Source organism: Halorubrum tebenquichense DSM 14210 (assembly GCF_000337415.1).
Classification (GTDB): Archaea; Halobacteriota; Halobacteria; order Halobacteriales; family Haloferacaceae; genus Halorubrum; species Halorubrum tebenquichense.
Genome location: NZ_AOJD01000085.1, coordinates 29,886 through 49,779 on the forward strand (window position 1 = coordinate 29,886; position 19,894 = coordinate 49,779).

Genomic DNA, 19,894 nt, shown 5'->3' on the forward strand with positions numbered 1-19,894 from the left:
CTCGGCTATACGGTGTTGGTTCTGCCTTTAAACAGCCGATCGGCACGAACACCACCGAAGCCCCAGCCGCGAGGCGGACAGACGCTCGTTGCGCTCCTCACTCGGTCGCTGCGCTCCCTCGTTGTGGTGCTTACGTCGCCTCTGTCCGCCTCGCGGCTGCCCCTTCGATTCCCGCCCCGCACAGCACCGCAACCGCACCTCACACCTCCCCAGCCTCGCGGTTCGCGCTCTCCGAGCGCTCACCGCGTCCCTCGCGCGTGCGACTCGCGCCCTTCGGGCGCTCGTCGGCGCGCGCCGACCGCACGGTGGAGTATAGAATAGTCGTCGCAGTCGGTCAGTCGTCCGCGGCGGCGCGGTCGGCGAACTGCGGGAGTTCGTCGTCGAGCAGCGCGACGGTCGCCAGCCGGATGGCGTGGGGCCACCCGAGCGGGGTCGCGCTGTCGGGCGTCCCGTCGTCGAAGAACTGCTCGGGGAGGTACGTCGTCGGCTCGCAGAGGCTGCCGCCGGGCGAGACGTGCGCGAGCAGGTCGCGGGCGCGCTCGACCATCTCGGCGGCGCGGGGGTCGTCGCGGACCGCGAGCAGCGCGGCGAGCTCCGCGCAGGCGTTCGCGCCCCACGCGGTCGAGACGGTCCACACCTTCTCGGACGCCTGCCCCGCGCGCCGCCAGCCGTCGCCCTCGTAGCGGGTCAGCCCGGCGATCGCGTCGGTCTCGTGGTAGAGCCCGTCGACGACCGTCTCGACGTGCGAGACGAGCCGGTCGAGGCGCTCGTCGTCGACAGCGCCGCCTTCTGCCGCTTTCTCGTCGCCCTCGGCGTCTTCCCGTCCGAGCGCGTCGAACGAGCGGTGCGCGGCCGCGAGCCCGAGCGTCGAGGAGTCGAGGCGGTCGTCGATGCCGCCGTCGACCGTCTCGCGGAGCGCGTAGCAGCCGCGCTCGGGCACCCACAGGTCGTCGATGGCGTCGTACACCTCGCGGGCCCGGTCGCGGGCGTGCGCGGCGAGGTCGTCCGGCAGCGACGCGGCACCGGGCACGGTCTCGGGATCGTCGAGCGCGTCGACGGTCAGCCCCTCGCCGTGGCGGCCGAGTTCGCTGTACGCCTCCAGGAACGTCGCGGCCGTGTGCGTGAACCGGCCGGCGGAGTCCTCCCACGCGTTCTGACAGACCACCGGCCGGCCGTCGACTTCGAGCGTCCGGTCGAGCCCCGCGAGCGCGGCGACCAGCGTCCGGTCGATGCCGTCCGCGTCTACGCCGGCGTCGCGGGCCCGCGCGAGGTACGCGACGACGCTGCCGGTCTGGTCGGCCTGGTAGTCGACGTCCGGCCCGTCCTCGATCCGGGCGTTCGCCCACCCGGGCGCGAGCGCGCCGTCGCGGGGCCACACCCGGTGGGGCCACGAGCCGTCCGGGCGCTGCGTGGCGACGTACATCCGCGCGGAGCGGGCGTGCCGGTCGTCGAGGTCGACGCCGACGGCGTCGGCCGCGCCCAGCAGGAACCCGGATATCTCGGCGTCGTCGCGGAACCACGTGTAGCCGTAGCCGCCGGAGTGCGCGTAGTACGGGTCGAAGTCCGCGCCGGCGATCCGGAGTCCGGACGGCGCGGACAGCAGGGAGAGCACGCGCAGGTCGGCGACGACGGACTCGCGGGCGGGGGCCGACTCGGGGACCGACGGGAGTTCGGCGGCGGCCGCGTCGGCGAGGGCGTCGACGCTATCGAGGTCCGAGAAGAGCGCGTCGAGGCGGTCGCGGGCCGCCTCGCGGTCGGTCTCCGTCCGGTCGGTCAACAGCGTGGCGACCGTGGCGACGCCGTCCTCGAAGGGGACGTCGGCGATCACCTCGCCGGAGAGGCGCTCCTCCTCGTAGCGATCGCCGTCGCGGGCGCGCGGGAGGTCGGTCGGGTCCTCGTCGAGCAGTTCGGGGAAGGTGGCCGGGAGCTGGCCGCGGAGGTCGGCGAGGCCGGTCGCGCTCGCGAGGAAGTCGTGCTCGTCCGCGTGGTACACCTCGACGGCGTCGTCGAAGCGAAGCTGTCCAACCCGGTCGTCGCGGCCGTCGGGGGCGAACCGGGCGTAGACGACGAGCGAGAGGGCCTCGGGGTCGACGTTCGCGTGGCCGTCCTCGCCGGCGTCGACCGTCGCGCGCGTGAGGTGCGCGTCGCCGAGCGTGAGGTCGTGGCGCGTCACCGTCGCGTGCGGCGTCTCGTGGACCGTCTCGACTAACGCGGTGTCGCCGACGTACCGCTGGGTCGTGTGGGTCTCGTCGAGCCACGTCACCTCGCCGTCGACTGCGAGGCCGATCCGCGACCGGACGAGCCCCGCCTGACCCGTGAGCGGGTAGCCGAAGTCGCGGAGTTCGCCGTCGCCGCCGACGTGGACGAGCCGCCCGTCGCCGCCCGAAAACCGGCCGGAGACGGTGCGCCGCTCGCCGGGGAAGCGCGTCCCGTCGCCGGCGTGGCGCTTGTAGTCGTCGAGCGCGTCGCGGAGCTGCATTACGCGAACACACGCGGTCGCCGCGTATGAAGCTTTGGTGTAATTATTGTTCACGCGTTCCGGGAACGGAAACCCTCAAGCCCCGGCGAGACGAGGGGCCGGGCGTGTACGAACCCGGCCCCCCGCGGACGACGAGCGTCGGCGAGTCGGTCGAACTCGCGCCGCGGTCCCCGGACCCCGACGAGACGTACCGGTGGAGCGTCCGCGACGCGCCCGCCGACAGCGCGCTGTCGGCCGGCGACGCCCCCGACCCGGACGCGACCGGCCCGCCGAGTTCCGCGACGACGGTCGCACCGGACGGTGCGGCCCCGGAAACCGACCCGGACGGTCCGACGGCGGCGTTGCGCGCGGGCGAGACGGGGCGCGACGACGACCCGGTCGTCCACCTCGCGCCCGACGTCCCCGGCACCTACGTCCTCGCGCTCGACGCGCCCGACGGCGTCCACCGCCAACGCGTGCGCGCCTTCCCCGACGAGCGGCGCGAGGCGGAGATTCGGGTCTCGGCGTCCGATCTCGCGGGCGACGGCGACGAGGTTGCCGACGGCGGGAGCGGCGGCGACGGCGGCAACCCCGACGACGAGGTCGACCGCGTCTCGCTGCTGTGGCCGCTCAACGAGAACCGGCTCGCGTGCGACCGGGCCGAGCGCGACGGCGACGACTGGGTGGCGCGGGTGCGCGTCCCGCCGGGGAGCCACGGCTTCGCCTTCGTCCCCGACGACGACCGGGGGGCGGCACATCACGGCGTCTGCGAGGTGCCCGGTCCCGGCCGGCCGCGGGTCTCGCTGGACGCCGCCGTGGTCGGGACCGACGACCCCGACGAGACTCCCCGACTCCGCCTGACCGCCGCGGTCGAGCCGGCTCCGGCGGTCGACGACGTGGAGCGCGGCGGCGATCCGGACGCGCTCGACGCGACGTTCCTCGTCGACGACCGCGACGCCGACCCCGAGGCGGTCGCGGCGATCGAGTCGCGGGCGGACGGCCGGACGCTCTCGGTCCCGCTCGACGCGCTCCGGGGCGACGGCGTCGAGGAGGCCGTCCGGATCCGCGCGGTCCCGCACGGCGAGCGGTACGGGGCGGCGGAGACGGTGCGGGTCGAGACCGGCGGAGACGGCGTCTCGGTCGAAGCGACCGACGCGAACCCGACGCCGGAGTGGGCCGAGTCGCCGACGATCTACGAGGTCTTCGTCCGGTCGTTCGCGGGCGACACGCTCCCGACGACGTTCCGCGAGATCGAGCGGCGGGTCGAGTACCTCGGTCACCTCGGCGTCGACGCGCTCTGGCTCACGCCCGTCCTCGCCTCGCCGACGGACCACGGCTACCACGTCACCGACTACTACGACACCGCCGCGGACCTCGGCTCCCGCGAGTCGTTCGAGTCGCTCGTCGAGGCGTGTCACGACGCCGGGATCCGCGTGATATTCGATCTGGTGATCAACCACACCTCCCGCGACCACCCCGCGTTCCAACTCCACGCCGCCGGCGTCGACGCCTACGCCGACCACTACCGCCGGACCGTCGCCGCCCGCGACGTGACCGGGATCGACTGGGCGGAACTCGGCGACGGCGACGTGCCCGACTACTACTTCGAGTGGGGCCGCATTCCGAACCTGAACTACGACAGCCCGACGGTCCGCGAGTGGCTGCTCGACGTGGTCGACGAGTGGGCCGGCGTGGTCGACGGGTTCCGCGCCGACGTGGCGTGGGGCGTCCCGCACGGCTTCTGGAAGGAGGTCGCCGACCGCGTCCCCGACGACGTGTTGCTCCTCGACGAGACCCTGCCGCACGACCCGTTCTACGGCGAGGGCGAGTTCCACCGCCACTACGACACCTCGCTGTACGACACGCTCCGCGCGATCGGCGCGGGCGAGGAGCCGGCGGACGCGGTCGAGACCGCGCTCGCCCGCGGCGAGTGGCTCGGGTTCGGCGAGGGTGGACACGAGCAGATGCGGTACGTCGAGAACCACGACGAGGACCGGTACCTCGCGGCGTACGGCCGCGACGCCTTCCGCGCGGCCGCGGCGGTGACGTTCACGCTGCCGGGCGCGCCGATGATCTACGCCGGACAGGAGCGCGGCAACGAGACGTACCGCGGTCCGATCCGGTGGCACGACGGCGACAACGCCCTCACCGAGTTCCACCGCGGACTGGCCGCGCTGCGGGCGTCCGAACCGCTGCTCCGCGAGGGGGCCGTGACGTTCGACGGTCGCGCGGCCGACGTGCGCGTGGTCGAGGGCGACGCCGAGCGCGTCACCGCCTACGAGCGGACGCCGTCCGAAGGGACCGGGACTGGTGGAGGCAGTCCCGACGACCGCGACGCGCTCCTCGTCGTCGTCAACTTCGGCGCGGAGCCGGCGACCGTCGCCGTCCCCGACTCGGTCGACGCGGACCTGTTCGGGGGCGATCCGGTCCGCGACGGGGACGGGAACGGAGTCGGCGACGGCGAGGCTGTGATCGCGGTCGAGTCGGTCGCCGTCTTTCGGTAGTCGCCGCCGAGGGGCGAGTCCCGGACCGACCCTTATAAGTGCCGCTCGGACCGGGAACGCGTATGGACGACCGGACGCTGACGGACCTCCTCCGACGCTTCGGACTCTCCGACAAGGAGGTCGACACCTATCTCAGTCTGCTCGAACACGGCGAGGCGAAGGCCAGCACCGTCGCCGACGCGGCGGGCGTCTCGAAGCGGTACGTCTACAGCGTGAGCGAGTCGCTGGCGGAGCGCGGTTTCGTCGAGGTGAACGACCACGTCGTGCCGACCACCATCCGCGCGAACCCGCCCGAGGAGGTGATAGAGCGGCTCCGGTCCGACGTCGACGCGATGCGGCCCGGGCTGGCGGAGCGGTACTCGCGCGTGGAGCGACAGGCCGAGCAGTTCGAGGTGATCAAGTCGCGGGTCACCGTCCTCAAGCGGGTCCGGTCGCTGCTCGAAGACGCCGAGGCCGAGGTGACGCTGTCGCTCACCGCCGGACAGCTCCCGGAGGTCAGCGACGAGCTCGCGGACGCGGTCGACCGCGGCGTCCTCGTCCTGCTCGTCGTCTCCGATGCTTCGGGAGACCTCGCCGCGGACGACCCCGCCCTGTCGGGGGTCGCGAACGTCGTGCGGACGTGGAGCGAGGCGATGCCGACGCTGCTCACCGTCGACTCCGCGGCCGGCGTCGTCGCCCCGCCGGAGCTCCTCCGCCGGTCGACGACCGACCGGCAGGCCATCGCCTTCGCGCAGGAGCAGCTCGCACCGGTGATCGTCGGCTCCTTCCTCGGGAACTACTGGCCCGCGGCGACCGAACTGGCGGTCGCCGCGCCCGCGGCGCTCCCGGCCGAGTACACGAACTTCAGGCACACCGTCCTTCAGGCGACGCTCCGGCTCCGCGCCGGGGACCCGCCTCGGGTGACCGTCGCCGGGCGGCGGACCGACGACGACGAGTCGGTCGACCTCGTCGGGCGCGTCGTTGAGACGAGACAGGGGATGGTGGAGCCGACGAACAACGAGTTCCCGGTCGAACACTCGCTCGTCGTCGAGACCGACGACGGCGAGGTCACCGTTGGCGGGCAGGGCGCGTTCGTCGAGGACGTCGAGGCCGACCTCGTCCGGATCGAACCGGACGACGAGTGAGGACCGCGGGCCGGTCGGGGCGCGCGTCGACGCCGCCCACCGCCACCGGACTCACGGGCGCTATTCCTCCGAGGGGATCGGCGCGGTCACCGGACCGCCGTCGCGGACGGGGTCGTCGTGGGCGACCCGGAACCGCCAGTCCGGGCCGGTCGCCTCGCTCCCGGCCGCGAGGAGCGCGACCCCCGCGGGCCGTCCCCGCGGGTCCCGTCGCGTCACCGCCAGCGCCACCGGGAGCGTCGGGAGACGCCCGTCGGTCGGCGACAGCGCGTACCCCGAGACGCGGACCGTCCCGCCGTCCGAGGCCGAAGACCGGAGCTCTGGAGGCCGTTCTTCGGGGGCGACGCGCTCGTAGTCGTCGACGAGCCCGACCGCCGCGAGTCGGTCGAACGCCGCGGTCACCGGGTCCGACGGCCCCGACGGATCGGAGGCCGACGACGCCGACGGATCGGAGGCCGACGACGACCGATCGGCGGCGGGCGACCGCTCGGGGTCGGGGAGTCGGTCGGCGGCCGCGGACAGCACCGCCGCCTGCGTCTCGGGATCGAGGCGGCGTTCGAGCGCCGTCGCCATCGCTTCGAGGAGGCAGAGACAGAGGTCGTCCGGGTCGGAGCGCCGCTCCGCGAGGGCAAAGTACGCGTCCATCACCGCCGACTCGGCGCGGTCGTGGCCGCCGGCGGAGAGCGCCTCGAACGTCGCCGCCGCCGCGGCGTGACAGAACTCGACGCGGTCGCGGCGCGGCCCGCGTCCCGAGGAGTCGCCGGCGGACCGGGGGAGCGGCGACGCCCGACCGTCGCGGTCACCGGCGCGCGATCCCCCGGCCGCGCCGTCCACGACGCGGTCGGAGAGTTCATCGGTCGGTCGGTCGCCCGGGCCCGGGACGAAACGGCGCGCGTTGTCGGCCCGCTCGTCCGTCAACGGCGGCTCCGGGCCGGCGAACTCCTGTCTGACGACGACGTCGTAGAATGGCAGCCGCGGGTCGTATCGACGGAGCGCGTCGCGGTACTGCTCCGTCGCTCGGGCGGCCGCGCGGGCGGCCTCCCGGCTGTCGAACCGCAGCCCCGCGGCGGGGACCGGGCGGTCGCCGTACCGCGCGCAGACGAGCGAGAACTCGCCGTCCGCGGCCGCGAGCGACTCGATGTGGTCCGCGATGTCAAGTAGCGTGGTTCCGATCACGTGTCGGTTCGGGGCGGCGGGTCAGTCACTCCTCGATGCTCGGGTGGGTCTCCTGCGGGTCCGGGTGCGGCTCGGCGAACCGCTCGCGGGTCGCGTCGAGCGCGGCGGCCTCGCGCTCCCGGCGCTCGTCGGCGTCGACCTCCTCGCAGCCCGGCGGCACCTCGCGGCCGCGGGCCGTGAAGTAGCCGTCGGGCGCGACCCAGTCGTGGTAGAACGGCGCGTCGTCGTCCTCCAGCAGCGTCACCCCGACCTCCGCGCCGTGGCCGGCGCAGACCGCGGCCTGGTGGGGTTTCTCCGCGAGCCGCCCCGCCGCGTACAGGCCGTCGACGCCGGTCCGGCCGCGCTCGTCGACGTCGACGTACGACTTGCCGCGGTCGAGGATTCCGACCCCCTCGACGGCCTCGAGGTAGCCGACCTCGTTCTTCGTCGCCGCGACGACGTACCGGGCCCGGACCGGGCCGTCACGGTCGTCAGCGTCGGTCTCGACGACGAACCGAGCGCCGGCGGCGGCGTCCGCGGCGTCCGTGGGGTCGGCGACGGCGTCGCCCGGATCGACCGCCTCGATCCGGGTGACCCGCGCGTCGAGTCGGTCCGCGCCCGCTCCGTCCGCCTGCTCGCCGAGGAGGTCGAGGAGCCGGCGGGGGTCGACGCCGAACGGGAAGCCGGGGAAGTTCTCCAGGCGCGCGTTCCGGCGGAGGATCGACTCCCCGGGGTCGACGACGAGCGTGTCCAGTCCGTTCCGGGCCGTGAAGACGGCCGCGGAGAGACCGGCGACGCCGCCCCCGACGACGACCACGTCGCGTTGGGCGGTCGGCCCGTCGGTCATCGGTCGAACACCCGTCGGCTCCGGCGGCGGTCCGCCGCCCGAATATCGCTCTGGTCCATACCCGTCGGCACGGGCGCGCCGAAGTAGTGGCTTCGGTCGCGGGAGGCGCTCGACCCCGACGGCGGGACGGCCCGTCCCGCGCCGGTCACCGGCGCACCCGAATCAGTCACCGGCGCACCCGAACCGGCCGCTCGGCGGCGATGAACGGCTCGTCGCGGTCGGTCGCCGCGAACGCGAGGTCGCCGTCCGCGCCGCGCTCGACGCGCCACGTCGGCAGCGCGGGCACGTCGTAGTCGGTCGGCTCGCCGTACGTCGCCGCGACGGTCCACTCGCGGGCGCGCATCTACAGGTCCCCGTTGATCGCGTCCGCGACGCGCCCCCGGTCGAACAGCCGCTCGTCCTCCGGGATCTCCGGGTACGGCCCCTCCTCGTAGCGCGGCCACGCGCCGAAGGCGTCGGGGTACAGCTGTTTCGCGGTCATCTCGATCTGGAACAGGTTGAGGATCGGCCCCTGATACCGAGCGCCCTGCGGGTGGATCCGGTCGTTCTCGACCGCGGCGACCTCCGAGCCGACAGGGTCCTCCTCGAAGGCGGTCCGCCGCCCGGCCATGTCCGTCCCCGGCTCCATGCCGCCGAGGTAGAGGATGACGTCGGGGTCGGCGTCGAGTATCGTCTCGAAGTCGACGACGGTCCCGGACTCGATGCTCCCCTGGAAGGCGTCGCGCGGCCCGAGCGGACGGGTGTGGGCCGTGAGGAAGCCGGGGTTGCTCAGCGTGTACGCGTAGATCTCGTCGATGTCGGCGGCGGCGACCATGATCGCGCTCGGGCGCTCCCCCTCCGGCGGAATGTCCTCGTCGATCGTCGCGAGCAGGTCCTCGCGGACGCCCGCGAGCGCCTCGTAGCGCTCGCGCTCCCGGAAGGCCTCGGCGACGAATTCGAACTGCTCCCACAGGCCGTAGTACCGGTAGCCGTCGGCCCAATCATCGGGGGGGTCCTGGTGGCGGTCGGAGAGGGAGTTGCCGAACCACGGCGAGACGCGCTCGCCGATCTCGTCGACGTCATCGCGGCTCCACGCGTCCTGCCGGGTGATCCACGCCGGGTCCGCGAGGTGAACGTCGCTGTCGAGTTCGTACAGCTTCTCCTTGCTCGGCTGCCACGAGGAGTACAGTCCCGTCCAGTCGAGCGAGACGCCCGGGAGGCGCTCGACGTACTGGTTCCACACGCCGTCGTAGTAGTCCGGCGCGTGCATCGCGGTGATCTCGTCTCCTCGGCCGAGCGCGAACGCCATGCCCGCGTGATGGGTGAGCCGCGTGAACACCGTCTCCGGCGGCGAGTCGAACGTCACCTCGCCCGTCGGCGAGATGGACACGGTGTAGCTCCCGTCGTCCTCGTCGCTCTCGGCGTCGCCGTCGGCCCCCGCGGAGTCGCCGCCGTCGGAGCCGGTCTCGTTCCCGCCGCCGCCCGCGGAGTCGGCGGAGTTGCCGGCGTCGCCGCCGCCGGTACAGCCGGCGAGCAGGCCGCCGAGGGCGACCGTCCCGCCGTACTTCGCGAACGCTCTGCGGGTCGGCTCTCCGCGTGCCGCGTCGTCTCTGGGCATACTTTTAGGCTTACCTAAACAATTAAAACCGTTCCGATCTTTAGGCCAGCCTAAATAATTCGCAGCCGATCGCCGTTCGGGCGCTTCGGGGCGCGCTACTCCTCGTGTCGCGCCCGGATCGGCGTCACGCGCGGGCCGCGGTCGGTGTCGACGACGTCGGCGTCGACGCGGAACACGTCGGTGAGCAGCTCCTCGGTGACGACCTCCTCGGCCGGGCCGCGCGCCCGGACCTCGCCGTCCTTGAGCGCGACCACGCGGTCGGCGAGCCGCGCGGCCTGCTCGATGTCGTGGAGGACGACGACGACGGTGACCTCGCTCTCCGAGCGGAGCGTCTCGATGATCTCCATCACCTCCATCTGGTGGTGGAGATCGAGGAACGTCGTCGGCTCGTCCAAGAGGAGGACGTCGGTGTCCTGCGCGAGGACCATCGCGATCCACGCCAACTGCTTCTGCCCGCCGCTCAGGCTCCCGACCTCCCGGTCGCGCAGGTGACCGCAGCCGGCGAGGTCGATGGCGCGCTCGACCGCGCGGGCGTCCTCGTCGGTCGTCCGCTCGAAGAACCCGCGGTGCGGGTAGCGACCGTGGTACACCAGGTCCTCGACGGTGATGCTGTCCGGCGACGTGCTCTCCTGTGAGAGCAGTCCGAGCTTCTTCGCGAGCGACTTCGTGTCCATCGAGTGCACGTCGCGCCCGTCCAAGAGCACGGAGCCGTCCTCGGGCGCGATCTGGTTCGCCAACCCCTTCAGCAGGGTGCTCTTCCCGGAGCCGTTCGGCCCGACGAGGGCGGTGACCGCCCCCGGCTCGGCCGCGATCGACTCGCCGTCGATGACCGGCTCCGGGGCGGTCGGGTAGCCCAACACGAGCTCCTCGGCGTCGAGGTCGCTCGGGTCGCCGCCCGTTCCGGGTCCGTCCGGGTCGGCCGGCTCGTCCACGGCGGTCGGTCCGTCCGCGCCGTCGAGTTCGTTCCCGCCGCTCGATTCCTCCGGTTCGGTCGCGTTCGCGCCGAAGATGGACATTCAGAGGTCACCCATGTTCTGCTGTCGCCGCATCAGGTACAGGAAGTACGGCCCGCCGACCAGCCCGGTGACGATCCCCACCGGGACCTGCGCGTCCGCGCCGGTCAGCACGCTCATCCCGAGGCGCGCCCCCACGTCGGCCCCGACCATCAGCGCCGGGCCGACGAAGAGGCAGCCGACGATCACCCGCTTGTAGTCGCTGCCGACGAGGTTCCGGACCACGTGGGGGACGATGAGGCCCACGAAGCTCACGATGCCCGCCACCGCGATGCTGGCGGCCGCCGCCAGCACCGCGACGCCGGAGAGCGCGAACCGCACCCGCTCTATCGACATCCCCAGCGACTTCGCCGTCTGCTCGCCGAGCAGCAGGAGGTTCAGCTGCCGCGACCCCGCCAGCGACAGGGTCACCGCCACGAGCGTCCACGGGAGCGCCATCCGGACCTGTTCCCAGTCGGTCCCGGTCAGCGACCCGGTGGTCCACTGGATCGCCGACTGGACGACGCCGATGTCGTCGGCGAAGAAGAAGAGCCCGGTCTGGAGGCTGTTGAACACGGTCCCGACGATGACGCCCGCGAGCACGAGCCGCACGGGGCTGGTCCCGTTCTTCCACGCGATGGCGTAGACGACGAGGAACGCCACCGAGCCGCCCAGCGCCGCGACGATCGGGAGGAACGTCGAGAGCCCGCCGAACACGACGAGCGTGAGCAGGATCATCAGCCCCGCGCCGGAGGAGACGCCGAGGATGAACGGGCTGGCGAGCTCGTTGCGCGTCACCGCCTGAAAGATCGCGCCCGAGACCGCGAGGTTCATGCCGACGACGACGCCGACGAGCACCCGCGGGAGCCGGATGTTCCAGACGACGAGCGTCTCGCGGGCGAGCCGCGGCAGTTCGCCCTGAAAGCCCGTGGCCGCCCGCATCAGCTCCTCGCCGAGGAGGAAGTTGAGGAACCACCGCGGGTCGAGCAGGATGGCGGGGTCGAACACGGCCCGCCACGCCCCCCCGACCGTCATCGAGTACGTCCCGAAGCTCACCTGAACGAGCCCCGCGACGACGACGAGGGCGAGGCTCCCCGCGATCACCGCGGCGAGGCGCTGCTCGAACAGCCACCCGAGCCGGTTCCCCTCGCCCGGCCGCCGTGCGGGGGACTCGCCGCCGACCGTCCGGCCCTCTCCCTCTGCCACGGACCCGCCGTCGGTCCGCGTCTCCCCGCCGGTCATGGCGACGCCTCGTCGGGTCGTTCGGCGCTCTGTTCGTCTCCCGCGACGTGCGCCGCGACCGCCTCGTCGTCCATCGCGTCGAGCAGCGCGTCGGCCCCGTGGGCGTCGACGACCGCCTCGGAGTCGAGCCGCTCCGCGAGCGCGCGGTGCCCGGCCGCGGCGCGGGCCGCCTCCTCGTCCGCGTCGACGTACGACGACAGCGCGTCGTCGACCGCGGCCTCGCGGACGCGCGCGAACCGCTCCGAGTCGGGGGCGACCGGGCCGTCCGCGTGGGTCTCGTCGAACCACTCGACCCACCGGTCGGGGTCGGCCCACTCGTCGTCGAGTTCGCTCTCCCGGCGGACCCAGTCGACCCCTTCGGCCGCGTCCGGCCACCAGCCGGCGTCGATCCGGGCGTCGGCGACGACGCGCTTACCGACTCGCGCGCCGCGGCCCGCGGCGGTGATCGCCTGTCGGTCCGCGTCGGAGGGCGAGGCCACGTACAGCCCGTCGACGGGGGTCGTCCCGTCGCGGTCGGCGTACTCGCGGTCGAAGCGCTCGTGGGTCTCGCCGCCGCGGTCGCGGACCTCGAACATCGCGTCGTCGTCGTCGAGGCCGCGGAGGTACTCCCCGTCGTAGCGCGTCGCCGCGACCACCCGGCGGGCCGTCACCGGGTCGCCCTCCTGCGGGCGGACGACGAGCCGCGGGCCGTCGGAGCCGGCGGAGCCGTCAGAGTCGTCGCCGGGACGCTCGACGGACTCGACGAGGTCGTCGACGAGCGCACAGCCCGCCCGCTCAACCTGCGCGCGCATGAGGTCCGAGAGGGTTCCAACGTCGATTCCGGCCGGGAACCCGGGGTAGTTCTCTAAGTGCGCGCAGCGCGCGAGCGACGACCGGCCGCGGTCGAAGACGGCGACGTCGAGGCCGTCGCGCGCCGCGAACACCGCTGCCGCGCAGCCCGCGGGACCGGCCCCGACCACGACGACGTCGCGGTCGGGGGCGCTCATTCCGCCCCTCCGGTGACGACGGCGGCGACCTCGTCGCGGTCGAACAGCCGCTCGTCGGCCGGGATCTCCGGGTACGGCTGGCCGTCTTCGTAGCCGGGCCACTCGCCGAAGACGTCCGGGTAGAGCTGTTTCGCCGTCATCTCGATCTGGAACAGGTTCATGATCGGGCCCTGGTAGCGCATCCCCTGCGCGTACACGCGGTCGTCCTGTACCGCGGTGAGTTCGCTCCCGACGGAGTGCGACCTGAGTCGCTCGCGGACGCTCGCCATCTCGTACCGGGGGGTGGCCCCCCACAGGTGGAGGATCACGTCCGGATCGGCCTCAAGCATCCGCTCGTAGCCGACGCCGCCCCAGAGGCCGTCCCACACGTCGTCCTCGAAGGGGTCGTTGGCGGCGAGCGGGCGGGTGTCGGCCAGCCAGAACCCCGGCCGGTTCAGGTGGTACGCCCAGAACTGGCCGTCGCCGAGGGTGACGCGGACGGCGGTCGGACGCTCGTCCTCGGGCGGGAGGTCCGCCCGGATCGACGCGACGAGGTTCTCGTGGACCGAGCGCAGTCGCTCGTAGCGCTCGCGCTCCCCAAACGCGTCGGCGACGCGCCCGAACATCTCCCACAGCGTGTAGTACTCGTAGGCGTCGGCGTAGGCCTCGGTCGGGGGGGAGCGGGTCCCGCTGTAGAAGTTCCCGAAGAACGGGCCGACGGACTCGCTGACGTCGGCCACGTCGTCGACGCCCCAGTTGTCCTGCGTGACCGCCCACGCGGGGTCGAGGAGGTGGACGTCGCTGTCGAGGTCGTAGAAGAACTCCTTCGTGAAGTTGTCGTACGGGTTCGGGAGCCCCTTCCAGTCGAAGGAGACGCCGTCCAGCCGCTCGTAGTAGTTGTTCATCGTCGGGCCGCCCATCTCCGGGACGAACATGGAGTTGACGGCGTCGCCGTGGCCGAGCGCGACCACCATGTCCGCGTACTGGTTGTACATCGTGAACACGTTCTCCGGGACGCCGTCGAACTCGACTTCGCCGACGGGCGCGAGCGATGCGGTGTACGACCCCGCGTCGTCGTCCTCGCCCGACGAGTCGCCCTCGCCCGACGAGCCGTTTCCGTCCGCCGAGCCGTTTCCGCCGCCGGATCCGGACTCGCTCGGCGTCGACTCGGTGCCGCTACACCCGGCGAGTAACCCCGCGCCGGCGACGGCTCCGCAGTACCTGATCGCGTCGCGCCGCGTGCCGGCGGGTCGGTCCGCGTCTCGTTCCATACGGTTTAGGCCACCCTAAAGGATTAAAGCGGTTTCGAATGTTAGGCGCGCCTAAACGGTCGTCGCGTTCGGCGGGCTCACGCGAACTGCGGGACGGAGCCGGAGCGAACGGTCTCGGGAGTTGGTCCGACACGTGTTTTCCGTCGGTGACCGCCCGCGATGCGCCCCCGTCGCGCCTGTGGTCCGCCGCCCGCCCTCGGCGTCGCGTCAGGCGGCCGGGAGCGCCCACCGCCACGCCTTTCCGAGAGTGACGACGCCGAACGGGCCGCCGAACCCGGCGGCGATCGCCGCGATGGTGGGGGCGGAGGAGGCGAGACCGGCAACCGCGGCGACGCCGCAGGCTCCGACCGCGACCGCCGCCCCGACAGCGCGTCGGTCGAGCGGACCGAACGCCGTCGTCTCGACCGAGAGTTCGAACGCCTCGACGGCCCGACCGTACTCCCGGAGGTGCGCGACGCTGCGGTCGTGCTCGCCCGCGAAGGTGGTGAGCGAGAACGTCCGGGTGTCGCGGGCGCGGTCGACGAGCTCCCCCTCCCGCACCTCGGCGTCCCGGACGTCGTCGACGGGGGTCGCCCACTGGACCGTCTCGGTGAGGTCGTCGTACGCGACCACCGCGTCGTCGCGGCGCTGGTACGCCAGCGTGCCGTGAGTGAGGGCGTACTCGACGGCTTTCAGCCCGCCGACGCCGGCCGGCAGGAGGCCGAAACAGATCACGGTGGCGGCGACCGGCCCTACCGACCCGGCAGTGAGCCCGGCCCACGCGAAGAGGTACACCGGGCCCGTGCCGACCGCAGACGTTGCGCCCCGCCAGAGCGCGGTGGCGCGGACGGATCGCCGGTCCGGACGGACCTCGGCCGCCGGTGGCACGTCCGGGGCCGCCACGGGCGGGAGCGTTCCCTCCCCCTCCTCGGGGTCGAACGCCGCCTCGCCGCGGTAGCCCCGCCACTCCGCGAACAGCTTCACCGCGACGAACGCGACCAGCGCGCCGGCCGGGCCGCCGACGATCGTGACCATGAGCACCATCGCCGCCAGTCCGGCCTCGGTCGTCGCGCTCGCGACCACGTCTCGGGGGGTGCTCGCCTCGTGGCGTCGCCGCCGGAAGTACTCGCGCTCGACGATGCCGACGTGGGAGACGATCAGGAAGACGACGCTCGCCGCCACGCTCGGGTCGGCGAGCGTCGCCGGCACGTCGACGAACCGGCTCAACACGAAGAGGAACACTCCGGTACACGACACGGCGGCCCCGAACGCCCGCGAGGCGAACGGGACGTTCCGGGGGTAGACCGGCGGGAGCGAGTCGGCGATCGCGACGCTCCCGCGCCGGCGTCTGAGATCGCTCGGTCCGACGGAGGCCCCGTCCCGCTCGTCGGACTTGGGCGGGTCACCCTCTCCGGAGCGCTCCAGCTCGTCGTAGTTCGGCGGGCGGCGCGCGAACAGCGCCTTCGCCCCGGCGAACGGGAGGGCGACGACCAGTTCGACCGCGTAGACGACCGCGAACGTCCGTGCGCTCCACCCGAGGAGGAACACGCCGACCAGCGGGACGACGTTCGCCGCGACCGTCACCAGAAACGCGGCAGACGAGTCGTTCGACCGTGACGCCATCGATTCACCGTTCGACGCCGGCGAACAAAAGCTGTCGGCGTGGGGGCAGCCGTCCGCCGAGACCGAACGGGTGAGAACAGATTTCGTATATCGGTATTCAGTTTATTCGCCGCCGAACGCCCGAACCGTCTCGAACGAGCCGTCGGCGATAGCGGCGGCGATCCCGTCGGTATCGGCGTCTCGGGGCACCTCGTGCGGATACTTCCGGGCGAAGTACCGGACGAGGTTCTCCACGTCGCGTTCGAGGAACTCGCGCGCGTTCTCGTGGTCGACCGAGACCGCCTGCGGCCAGTCGAAGATCGTGACGCCGCTCTCCGCGACCGCGACGTTGTGTTCGGAGGCGTCGGCGTGGACCCAGCCCAGATCGTGGGCGGTCGCGAGCTCGCGGCAGATCAGATCGAGGACGCCGACCGCCTGTTCGGGGTCGAGCGACGCGCGCGACAGTTCGACGCCCACGAACTTCTCCATCACGATGGCGTGGCGGTTGTGGTCCACCGGTCGCGGCACGCTCACGTCGGGGTAGAGCGCCTCCATCGCCTCGTACTCGCGTTCGGCGGCCTTGCGCGCGGTGTAGAGCCACGAGACGTGGTCGCGGTCGGCGGTGTACTCGCGGTCGCGCTTCACCTCGCGGAAGTTGGTGTACCCCTCCCGGTGGTATTTCAAGGCGAGCGGGCGGAACGACTGCGCCTCGTACACGTCCCCCTCCTTGCCGAGTCCGAGCGGCGATCCGACGCCGTCTATCGTCTCGCGTTCGGCGAACGTCCGGAGCGCCAGGGCGTCGTACCCCTCGAAGGTGAGCTGGTACCCCTCGTACTGGATCGTCTTCCGCTCGATCAGCTCCCGGTCGAGACACCGGTCGATGCGGTAGTCGACCTCCTCGCGCGTCAGGTCGGCGTAGTCCGGGAGCTTGTCGCGGCGGACCCACTCAGAGAAGCGCATCCCCTGCTCGACGCCCGAGAGGAGATAGAAGTCCTCGGGGTCGAGCTCCGCCATGTCGCCGGCGACGTTTCGCACCATACGCGCCCTTACTCCGGCGATTCCTAAAAGGGGCGTGCGTTCGGCGAGGCGACTAATATAGTACATACCGCGATATCAAATCGCTCTCAGCGCGCTGCATAGTATCGGAGGATGACTCTGATGCGTGCCTTGTATTCAAATACTGTTTCTGTGAACAAACCAGGGTCGGTGAAATTCTCGTTGTATATCGCTCTATAGGGCTCTATATCGATGTGAAGTAACGACTATACTGGTACCTTCCGCATAGTGTGTTGTGACTCAACACAACGATCAGTCGGCCCATCGGATCGCCTTCGTCTGCGTCCAGAATGCGGGACGGAGCCAGATGGCCACCGCGTTTGCCGAGCGGGAACGCGACCGACGCGGCGCGGGCGACCGGATCGAGATCGTCACCGGCGGGACACAGCCCGCGGATCACGTCCACGACATGGTCGTTGAGGCGATGGCAGAAGTGGACATCGACATCAGCGACCGAACGCCCCGAGAGGTGACCCCCGACGAGCTACAGGCGGTCGACCTCGTCGTCACGATGGGCTGTTCGGCCTCGGACGTGTGCCCAGCGACGTGGAACGGCGAGAGCCGTGATTGGGGGCTCGACGACCCGCACGAACGTCCGATCGAAGAGGTCCGTGAGATCCGCAACGAGATTGAAGAACGCGTCGTCGAGCTGTTCAACGAACTCCTGTCGGAGACGCCATCTGCGGAATAAGGCGGGGGAGAGTAGTCGACCCGACTCGGATCCTATCAAACGCTGCTACCGGCAGCCGGTCTTCCCCACCAGCAGCCGATCTCCGCTAACAGCAGCCGTCGTCGTCAGCACCGCAGACGCTACCGTAATCGATCCCCGTCTCGTCGCCGATCGCCTCGTTACACTGCATCACCATCGTGGTGAACGCGAACTCCGACGACTCGTCTTTTGCGGCGGCGAGCTCCTCACCGAGCGTCTCGGCGGCTGCGAGGACCTCCTCGTCGGTGGCTCCGTCTGTATCGGGATTCTGCTCGGAGGTGCTCAACAGCACCCACCTCCGGTAGACTGCGCGAACTCCTCACCGATCTCCTCGCTGATGATGTCGTTCGTCTGCTGGAGGAGGTTAACGAGTTCAGCCTGTGCGGCCTGCTGGCGTTGGATCGTCTCGTTGTACGACAGCTCCGATTTGAGTTCTTTCAGCTCTTCCATCACCGACTCGTCGAAGCCACCGCGTTGCATCTGCTGTTGTTTCCGCTGGTACTCGCGGAGCAGTGCCATCGCATCGGCATCCTCCTGGAGCGCCTCGTCGGCTGCGACGAACCGGCGGTACGTTTCCGACTCGGCGAGGACGTCGAGGAACTCCCGGAGCGCCGCCTCGACGTTCGCTTCCACACCTTCGTCTGCGGCGCTCTCTGTCATGTCGTCCGAACTCTGGGCGTCGCTCATGACGGGGTCACCTCCGGCGCGTCCGCCTCGGCGATGTTCGCTAGCCCGGTGATCTTTTCTCCGAAGGCACTCAGCTCGTCGAGGCCGATCGGTTCGTCCTGCCGGAGCGGTGCCAACATCAGTGGCGCGTCGAACCGGTCACGAATCTCCTCAAGGTACTGGGCCTGTTGCGCGCGACGGTTCGCGAAGAAGGCGTTGTCGCCGTACTCCTCGGGGAGGAGGTAGTTGGCGACGACCAGCGAGGTCTCGATACCGACCTGGTCTTCGAGGTCGGCAGCCGCGCGGTACGCCTCCATCATGGGCGTGTACTCGGGGTACATCACGAACGCGAAGGTGCTCTGATCGGGGTCTTTCATCGTCTCGATGACTTCGTCGTACTGGTCGCCCTTCGCAGGCGCGGCACCTTTCGTCAGCGAGCCGAGGTCCATGAACCCCTTCCAGTCGGACGGGAGTTCGAGCAGTCTGAGCGTGTGTCCCGTGGGGGCTGTGTCGAAGACCACCACGTCGTAGCCGTCCTCGTCGAAGTAGCTCACGAACTTCTCTAAGGCGGCCATCTCCTCGGCGCACGGCGACTCCAGCTCCTCCTCGACNTCCTCGTCGAAGTAGCTCACGAACTTCTCTAAGGCGGCCATCTCCTCGGCGCACGGCGACTCCAGCTCCTCCTCGACGTTCGCGATCGCAGCGTCGACGTCGATCTGGGTGTCTTCTTTGTCCTCGTACATCTCGGTGACGTGGTCGAGGACCTGCTCACGGTACTCCGCAAGCGCTTTCTCCTGGTCGATCCGCGCCGCGTCGAGGTTCTCTTGGCCGACCGAGGTGGGCTCGTGGCTTACGGGCTCGCCGAAGATGTCCTCCAAGTGCGCGGCCGGATCAGTCGTGACGACGAGCGTCTCGTGGCCCGCCTCGGCGAGTTTCGTCGCCGCCGTCGAGGCGACCGTACTCTTCCCGACGCCGCCCTTCCCAGTGAAAAAGAGGTACTGCGTCTCCTCGCCGGGCGTGAGTTGATCGACTACCGCGTCATGGTCCGCCATCGAATCGAACTCGGCCGCGCCGTCAGCATCAACATCAGTCGCGGTCCCGACGTCGACGGTCGCTTCTTTGCCATCGTAGAGGACACCACCCACGTCCGCGAGCAGGTCGAGGCCAGCAATCTCGCCGGGCTGGAGCGGGTACGTCGCCGTTGCGTCGGCGTCGAATTCCTCGCGGGCGCGCTCGATGACGGCCTGCTCGTCCGCTCGCTTCCCCTCGAAGAAGGGATCGTCACACACCGACTCGGGGAGGTAGCCGTTGAGGATCAACAGCTGGGACTCGATCCCAAGCTCGCCGAGGTCGCTCGCGCTGCGTTTGATCTCGTCGATCGAGGAGTCCTCCGGCTTACCAACAAAGGAGAACGAGGTTCGCTCGTCGTCCTGGAGCGTGTCGATGGCGCGCTCGTAGTCCTGTTTTTTGTCCTCCATCGATGCCGCCGGCCCGATACAGGTCGAGCCGCCTTTCTCCAGTTCGGCGTTCCAGTCGGAGGGAAGCTCCATTAGCCGGATAGTGTGGCCCGTCGGTGCGGTGTCGAAGACGACGACGTCGTACTCGGGGCTGTCCATGAAGTCCACAAAATTGTCGAAGGCGGCGATCTCTTCGACGCAGGGACTGTTAAGCTGCTCTTCGACCGTCTGGATCTCCTCTTCACCGAGTAGCTCCCGCATCGGCTCGATCGT

The 19,894-nt window shown here is 71.1% G+C and carries 17 protein-coding genes; 3 read left to right on the top strand and 14 right to left on the bottom strand.

Features of this window, described 5'->3' with window-relative positions; genetic code table 11:
• Nucleotides 1-334: 334 nt before the first annotated feature.
• Complete coding sequence (locus C472_RS15590; RefSeq protein ID WP_006630826.1) at nucleotides 335-2,479, bottom strand: hypothetical protein; 2,145 nt, start codon at nucleotides 2,477-2,479, stop codon at nucleotides 335-337.
• Nucleotides 2,480-2,583: 104 nt separating this feature from the next.
• Between C472_RS15590 and C472_RS15595 the strand changes: the two genes are divergently transcribed.
• Nucleotides 2,584-4,962, top strand: a complete 2,379-nt coding sequence (locus C472_RS15595) for an alpha-amylase family glycosyl hydrolase (protein WP_006630827.1) — start codon at nucleotides 2,584-2,586, stop codon at nucleotides 4,960-4,962.
• Between the two features lie 62 nt (nucleotides 4,963-5,024).
• Entirely contained in the window at nucleotides 5,025-6,086 is a 1,062-nt protein-coding gene (locus C472_RS15600) for a TrmB family transcriptional regulator (RefSeq protein WP_006630828.1), read from the top strand.
• A gap of 60 nt (nucleotides 6,087-6,146) precedes the next feature.
• Here the strand turns inward: C472_RS15600 and C472_RS15605 are convergent, their stop codons facing one another.
• The 10 genes from C472_RS15605 to C472_RS15645 all read right to left on the bottom strand — a co-directional run bounded on the left by C472_RS15605 (nucleotide 6,147) and on the right by C472_RS15645 (nucleotide 16,771).
• Nucleotides 6,147-7,259 carry a DUF7551 domain-containing protein gene (locus tag C472_RS15605; protein WP_006630829.1) on the bottom strand — a complete coding sequence of 371 codons (1,113 nt, stop codon included), beginning with the start codon at nucleotides 7,257-7,259 and terminating at the stop codon, nucleotides 6,147-6,149.
• A 25-nt stretch (nucleotides 7,260-7,284) separates the two neighbouring features.
• Nucleotides 7,285-8,085 carry an FAD-dependent oxidoreductase gene (locus C472_RS15610; RefSeq protein WP_006630830.1) on the bottom strand — a complete coding sequence of 267 codons (801 nt, stop codon included), beginning with the start codon at nucleotides 8,083-8,085 and terminating at the stop codon, nucleotides 7,285-7,287.
• Between the two features lie 166 nt (nucleotides 8,086-8,251).
• The gene (locus C472_RS17610; protein WP_006630831.1) at nucleotides 8,252-8,428 is read right to left on the bottom strand and encodes a hypothetical protein; all 177 of its coding nucleotides are present in this window, start codon (nucleotides 8,426-8,428) and stop codon (nucleotides 8,252-8,254) included.
• Complete coding sequence (locus tag C472_RS15615; protein ID WP_006630832.1) at nucleotides 8,429-9,682, bottom strand: ABC transporter substrate-binding protein; 1,254 nt, start codon at nucleotides 9,680-9,682, stop codon at nucleotides 8,429-8,431.
• 95 nt (nucleotides 9,683-9,777) lie between these two features.
• Nucleotides 9,778-10,698: an ABC transporter ATP-binding protein gene (locus C472_RS15620; RefSeq protein WP_006630833.1), complete on the bottom strand. Its 921-nt coding sequence runs from the start codon at nucleotides 10,696-10,698 to the stop codon at nucleotides 9,778-9,780.
• Nucleotides 10,699-11,916 carry a FecCD family ABC transporter permease gene (locus C472_RS15625; RefSeq protein WP_006630834.1) on the bottom strand — a complete coding sequence of 406 codons (1,218 nt, stop codon included), beginning with the start codon at nucleotides 11,914-11,916 and terminating at the stop codon, nucleotides 10,699-10,701.
• On the bottom strand, nucleotides 11,913-12,902 hold the full coding sequence (locus C472_RS15630; protein ID WP_006630835.1) for an FAD-dependent oxidoreductase: 990 nt from the start codon (nucleotides 12,900-12,902) through the stop codon (nucleotides 11,913-11,915). The genes C472_RS15625 and C472_RS15630 overlap by 4 nt, the downstream gene beginning before the upstream one ends.
• Nucleotides 12,899-14,152, bottom strand: coding sequence for an ABC transporter substrate-binding protein (locus tag C472_RS15635; protein WP_006630836.1), 1,254 nt, complete (start codon nucleotides 14,150-14,152; stop codon nucleotides 12,899-12,901). The genes C472_RS15630 and C472_RS15635 overlap by 4 nt, the downstream gene beginning before the upstream one ends.
• Before the next feature lie 207 nt (nucleotides 14,153-14,359).
• Nucleotides 14,360-15,754: a DUF6498-containing protein gene (locus C472_RS15640; RefSeq protein ID WP_006630837.1), complete on the bottom strand. Its 1,395-nt coding sequence runs from the start codon at nucleotides 15,752-15,754 to the stop codon at nucleotides 14,360-14,362.
• A gap of 102 nt (nucleotides 15,755-15,856) precedes the next feature.
• Nucleotides 15,857-16,771: a serine/threonine-protein kinase RIO2 gene (locus C472_RS15645; RefSeq protein WP_006630838.1), complete on the bottom strand. Its 915-nt coding sequence runs from the start codon at nucleotides 16,769-16,771 to the stop codon at nucleotides 15,857-15,859.
• 286 nt (nucleotides 16,772-17,057) lie between these two features.
• On the opposite strand from C472_RS15645, the gene C472_RS15650 reads away from it, so the two are divergent.
• Nucleotides 17,058-17,480, top strand: a complete 423-nt coding sequence (locus C472_RS15650; RefSeq protein WP_394295127.1) for an arsenate reductase ArsC — start codon at nucleotides 17,058-17,060, stop codon at nucleotides 17,478-17,480.
• An 85-nt stretch (nucleotides 17,481-17,565) separates the two neighbouring features.
• Here the strand turns inward: C472_RS15650 and hcsS are convergent, their stop codons facing one another.
• From hcsS to C472_RS15665, 3 genes are all read right to left on the bottom strand, one after another.
• Nucleotides 17,566-17,790 carry a halo-CC-star protein HcsS gene (hcsS, locus tag C472_RS15655; RefSeq protein ID WP_006630840.1) on the bottom strand — a complete coding sequence of 75 codons (225 nt, stop codon included), beginning with the start codon at nucleotides 17,788-17,790 and terminating at the stop codon, nucleotides 17,566-17,568.
• Entirely contained in the window at nucleotides 17,781-18,185 is a 405-nt protein-coding gene (gene hcsL, locus C472_RS15660; RefSeq protein ID WP_006630841.1) for a halo-CC-star protein HcsL, read from the bottom strand. Before hcsL ends, hcsS begins: the two co-directional genes overlap by 10 nt.
• Nucleotides 18,182-19,894: ArsA-related P-loop ATPase (locus C472_RS15665; RefSeq protein WP_006630842.1), on the bottom strand; the 1,713-nt coding region annotated here is incomplete at its 5' end. The genes hcsL and C472_RS15665, both read right to left, overlap by 4 nt.

Coding starts and splice junctions, on each gene's coding strand:
- C472_RS15610 (WP_006630830.1), bottom strand. CDS start 8,085: ATGACCGACGGGCCGACCGCCCAACGCGACGTGGTCGTCGTCGGGGGC.
- C472_RS15630 (WP_006630835.1), bottom strand. CDS start 12,902: ATGAGCGCCCCCGACCGCGACGTCGTCGTGGTCGGGGCCGGTCCCGCG.
- C472_RS15590 (WP_006630826.1), bottom strand. CDS start 2,479: ATGCAGCTCCGCGACGCGCTCGACGACTACAAGCGCCACGCCGGCGAC.
- C472_RS15625 (WP_006630834.1), bottom strand. CDS start 11,916: ATGACCGGCGGGGAGACGCGGACCGACGGCGGGTCCGTGGCAGAGGGA.
- hcsL (WP_006630841.1), bottom strand. CDS start 18,185: ATGAGCGACGCCCAGAGTTCGGACGACATGACAGAGAGCGCCGCAGAC.
- C472_RS15615 (WP_006630832.1), bottom strand. CDS start 9,682: ATGCCCAGAGACGACGCGGCACGCGGAGAGCCGACCCGCAGAGCGTTC.
- C472_RS15640 (WP_006630837.1), bottom strand. CDS start 15,754: ATGGCGTCACGGTCGAACGACTCGTCTGCCGCGTTTCTGGTGACGGTC.
- C472_RS15600 (WP_006630828.1), top strand. CDS start 5,025: ATGGACGACCGGACGCTGACGGACCTCCTCCGACGCTTCGGACTCTCC.
- C472_RS15635 (WP_006630836.1), bottom strand. CDS start 14,152: ATGGAACGAGACGCGGACCGACCCGCCGGCACGCGGCGCGACGCGATC.
- C472_RS15645 (WP_006630838.1), bottom strand. CDS start 16,771: ATGGTGCGAAACGTCGCCGGCGACATGGCGGAGCTCGACCCCGAGGAC.
- C472_RS15620 (WP_006630833.1), bottom strand. CDS start 10,698: ATGTCCATCTTCGGCGCGAACGCGACCGAACCGGAGGAATCGAGCGGC.
- C472_RS17610 (WP_006630831.1), bottom strand. CDS start 8,428: ATGCGCGCCCGCGAGTGGACCGTCGCGGCGACGTACGGCGAGCCGACC.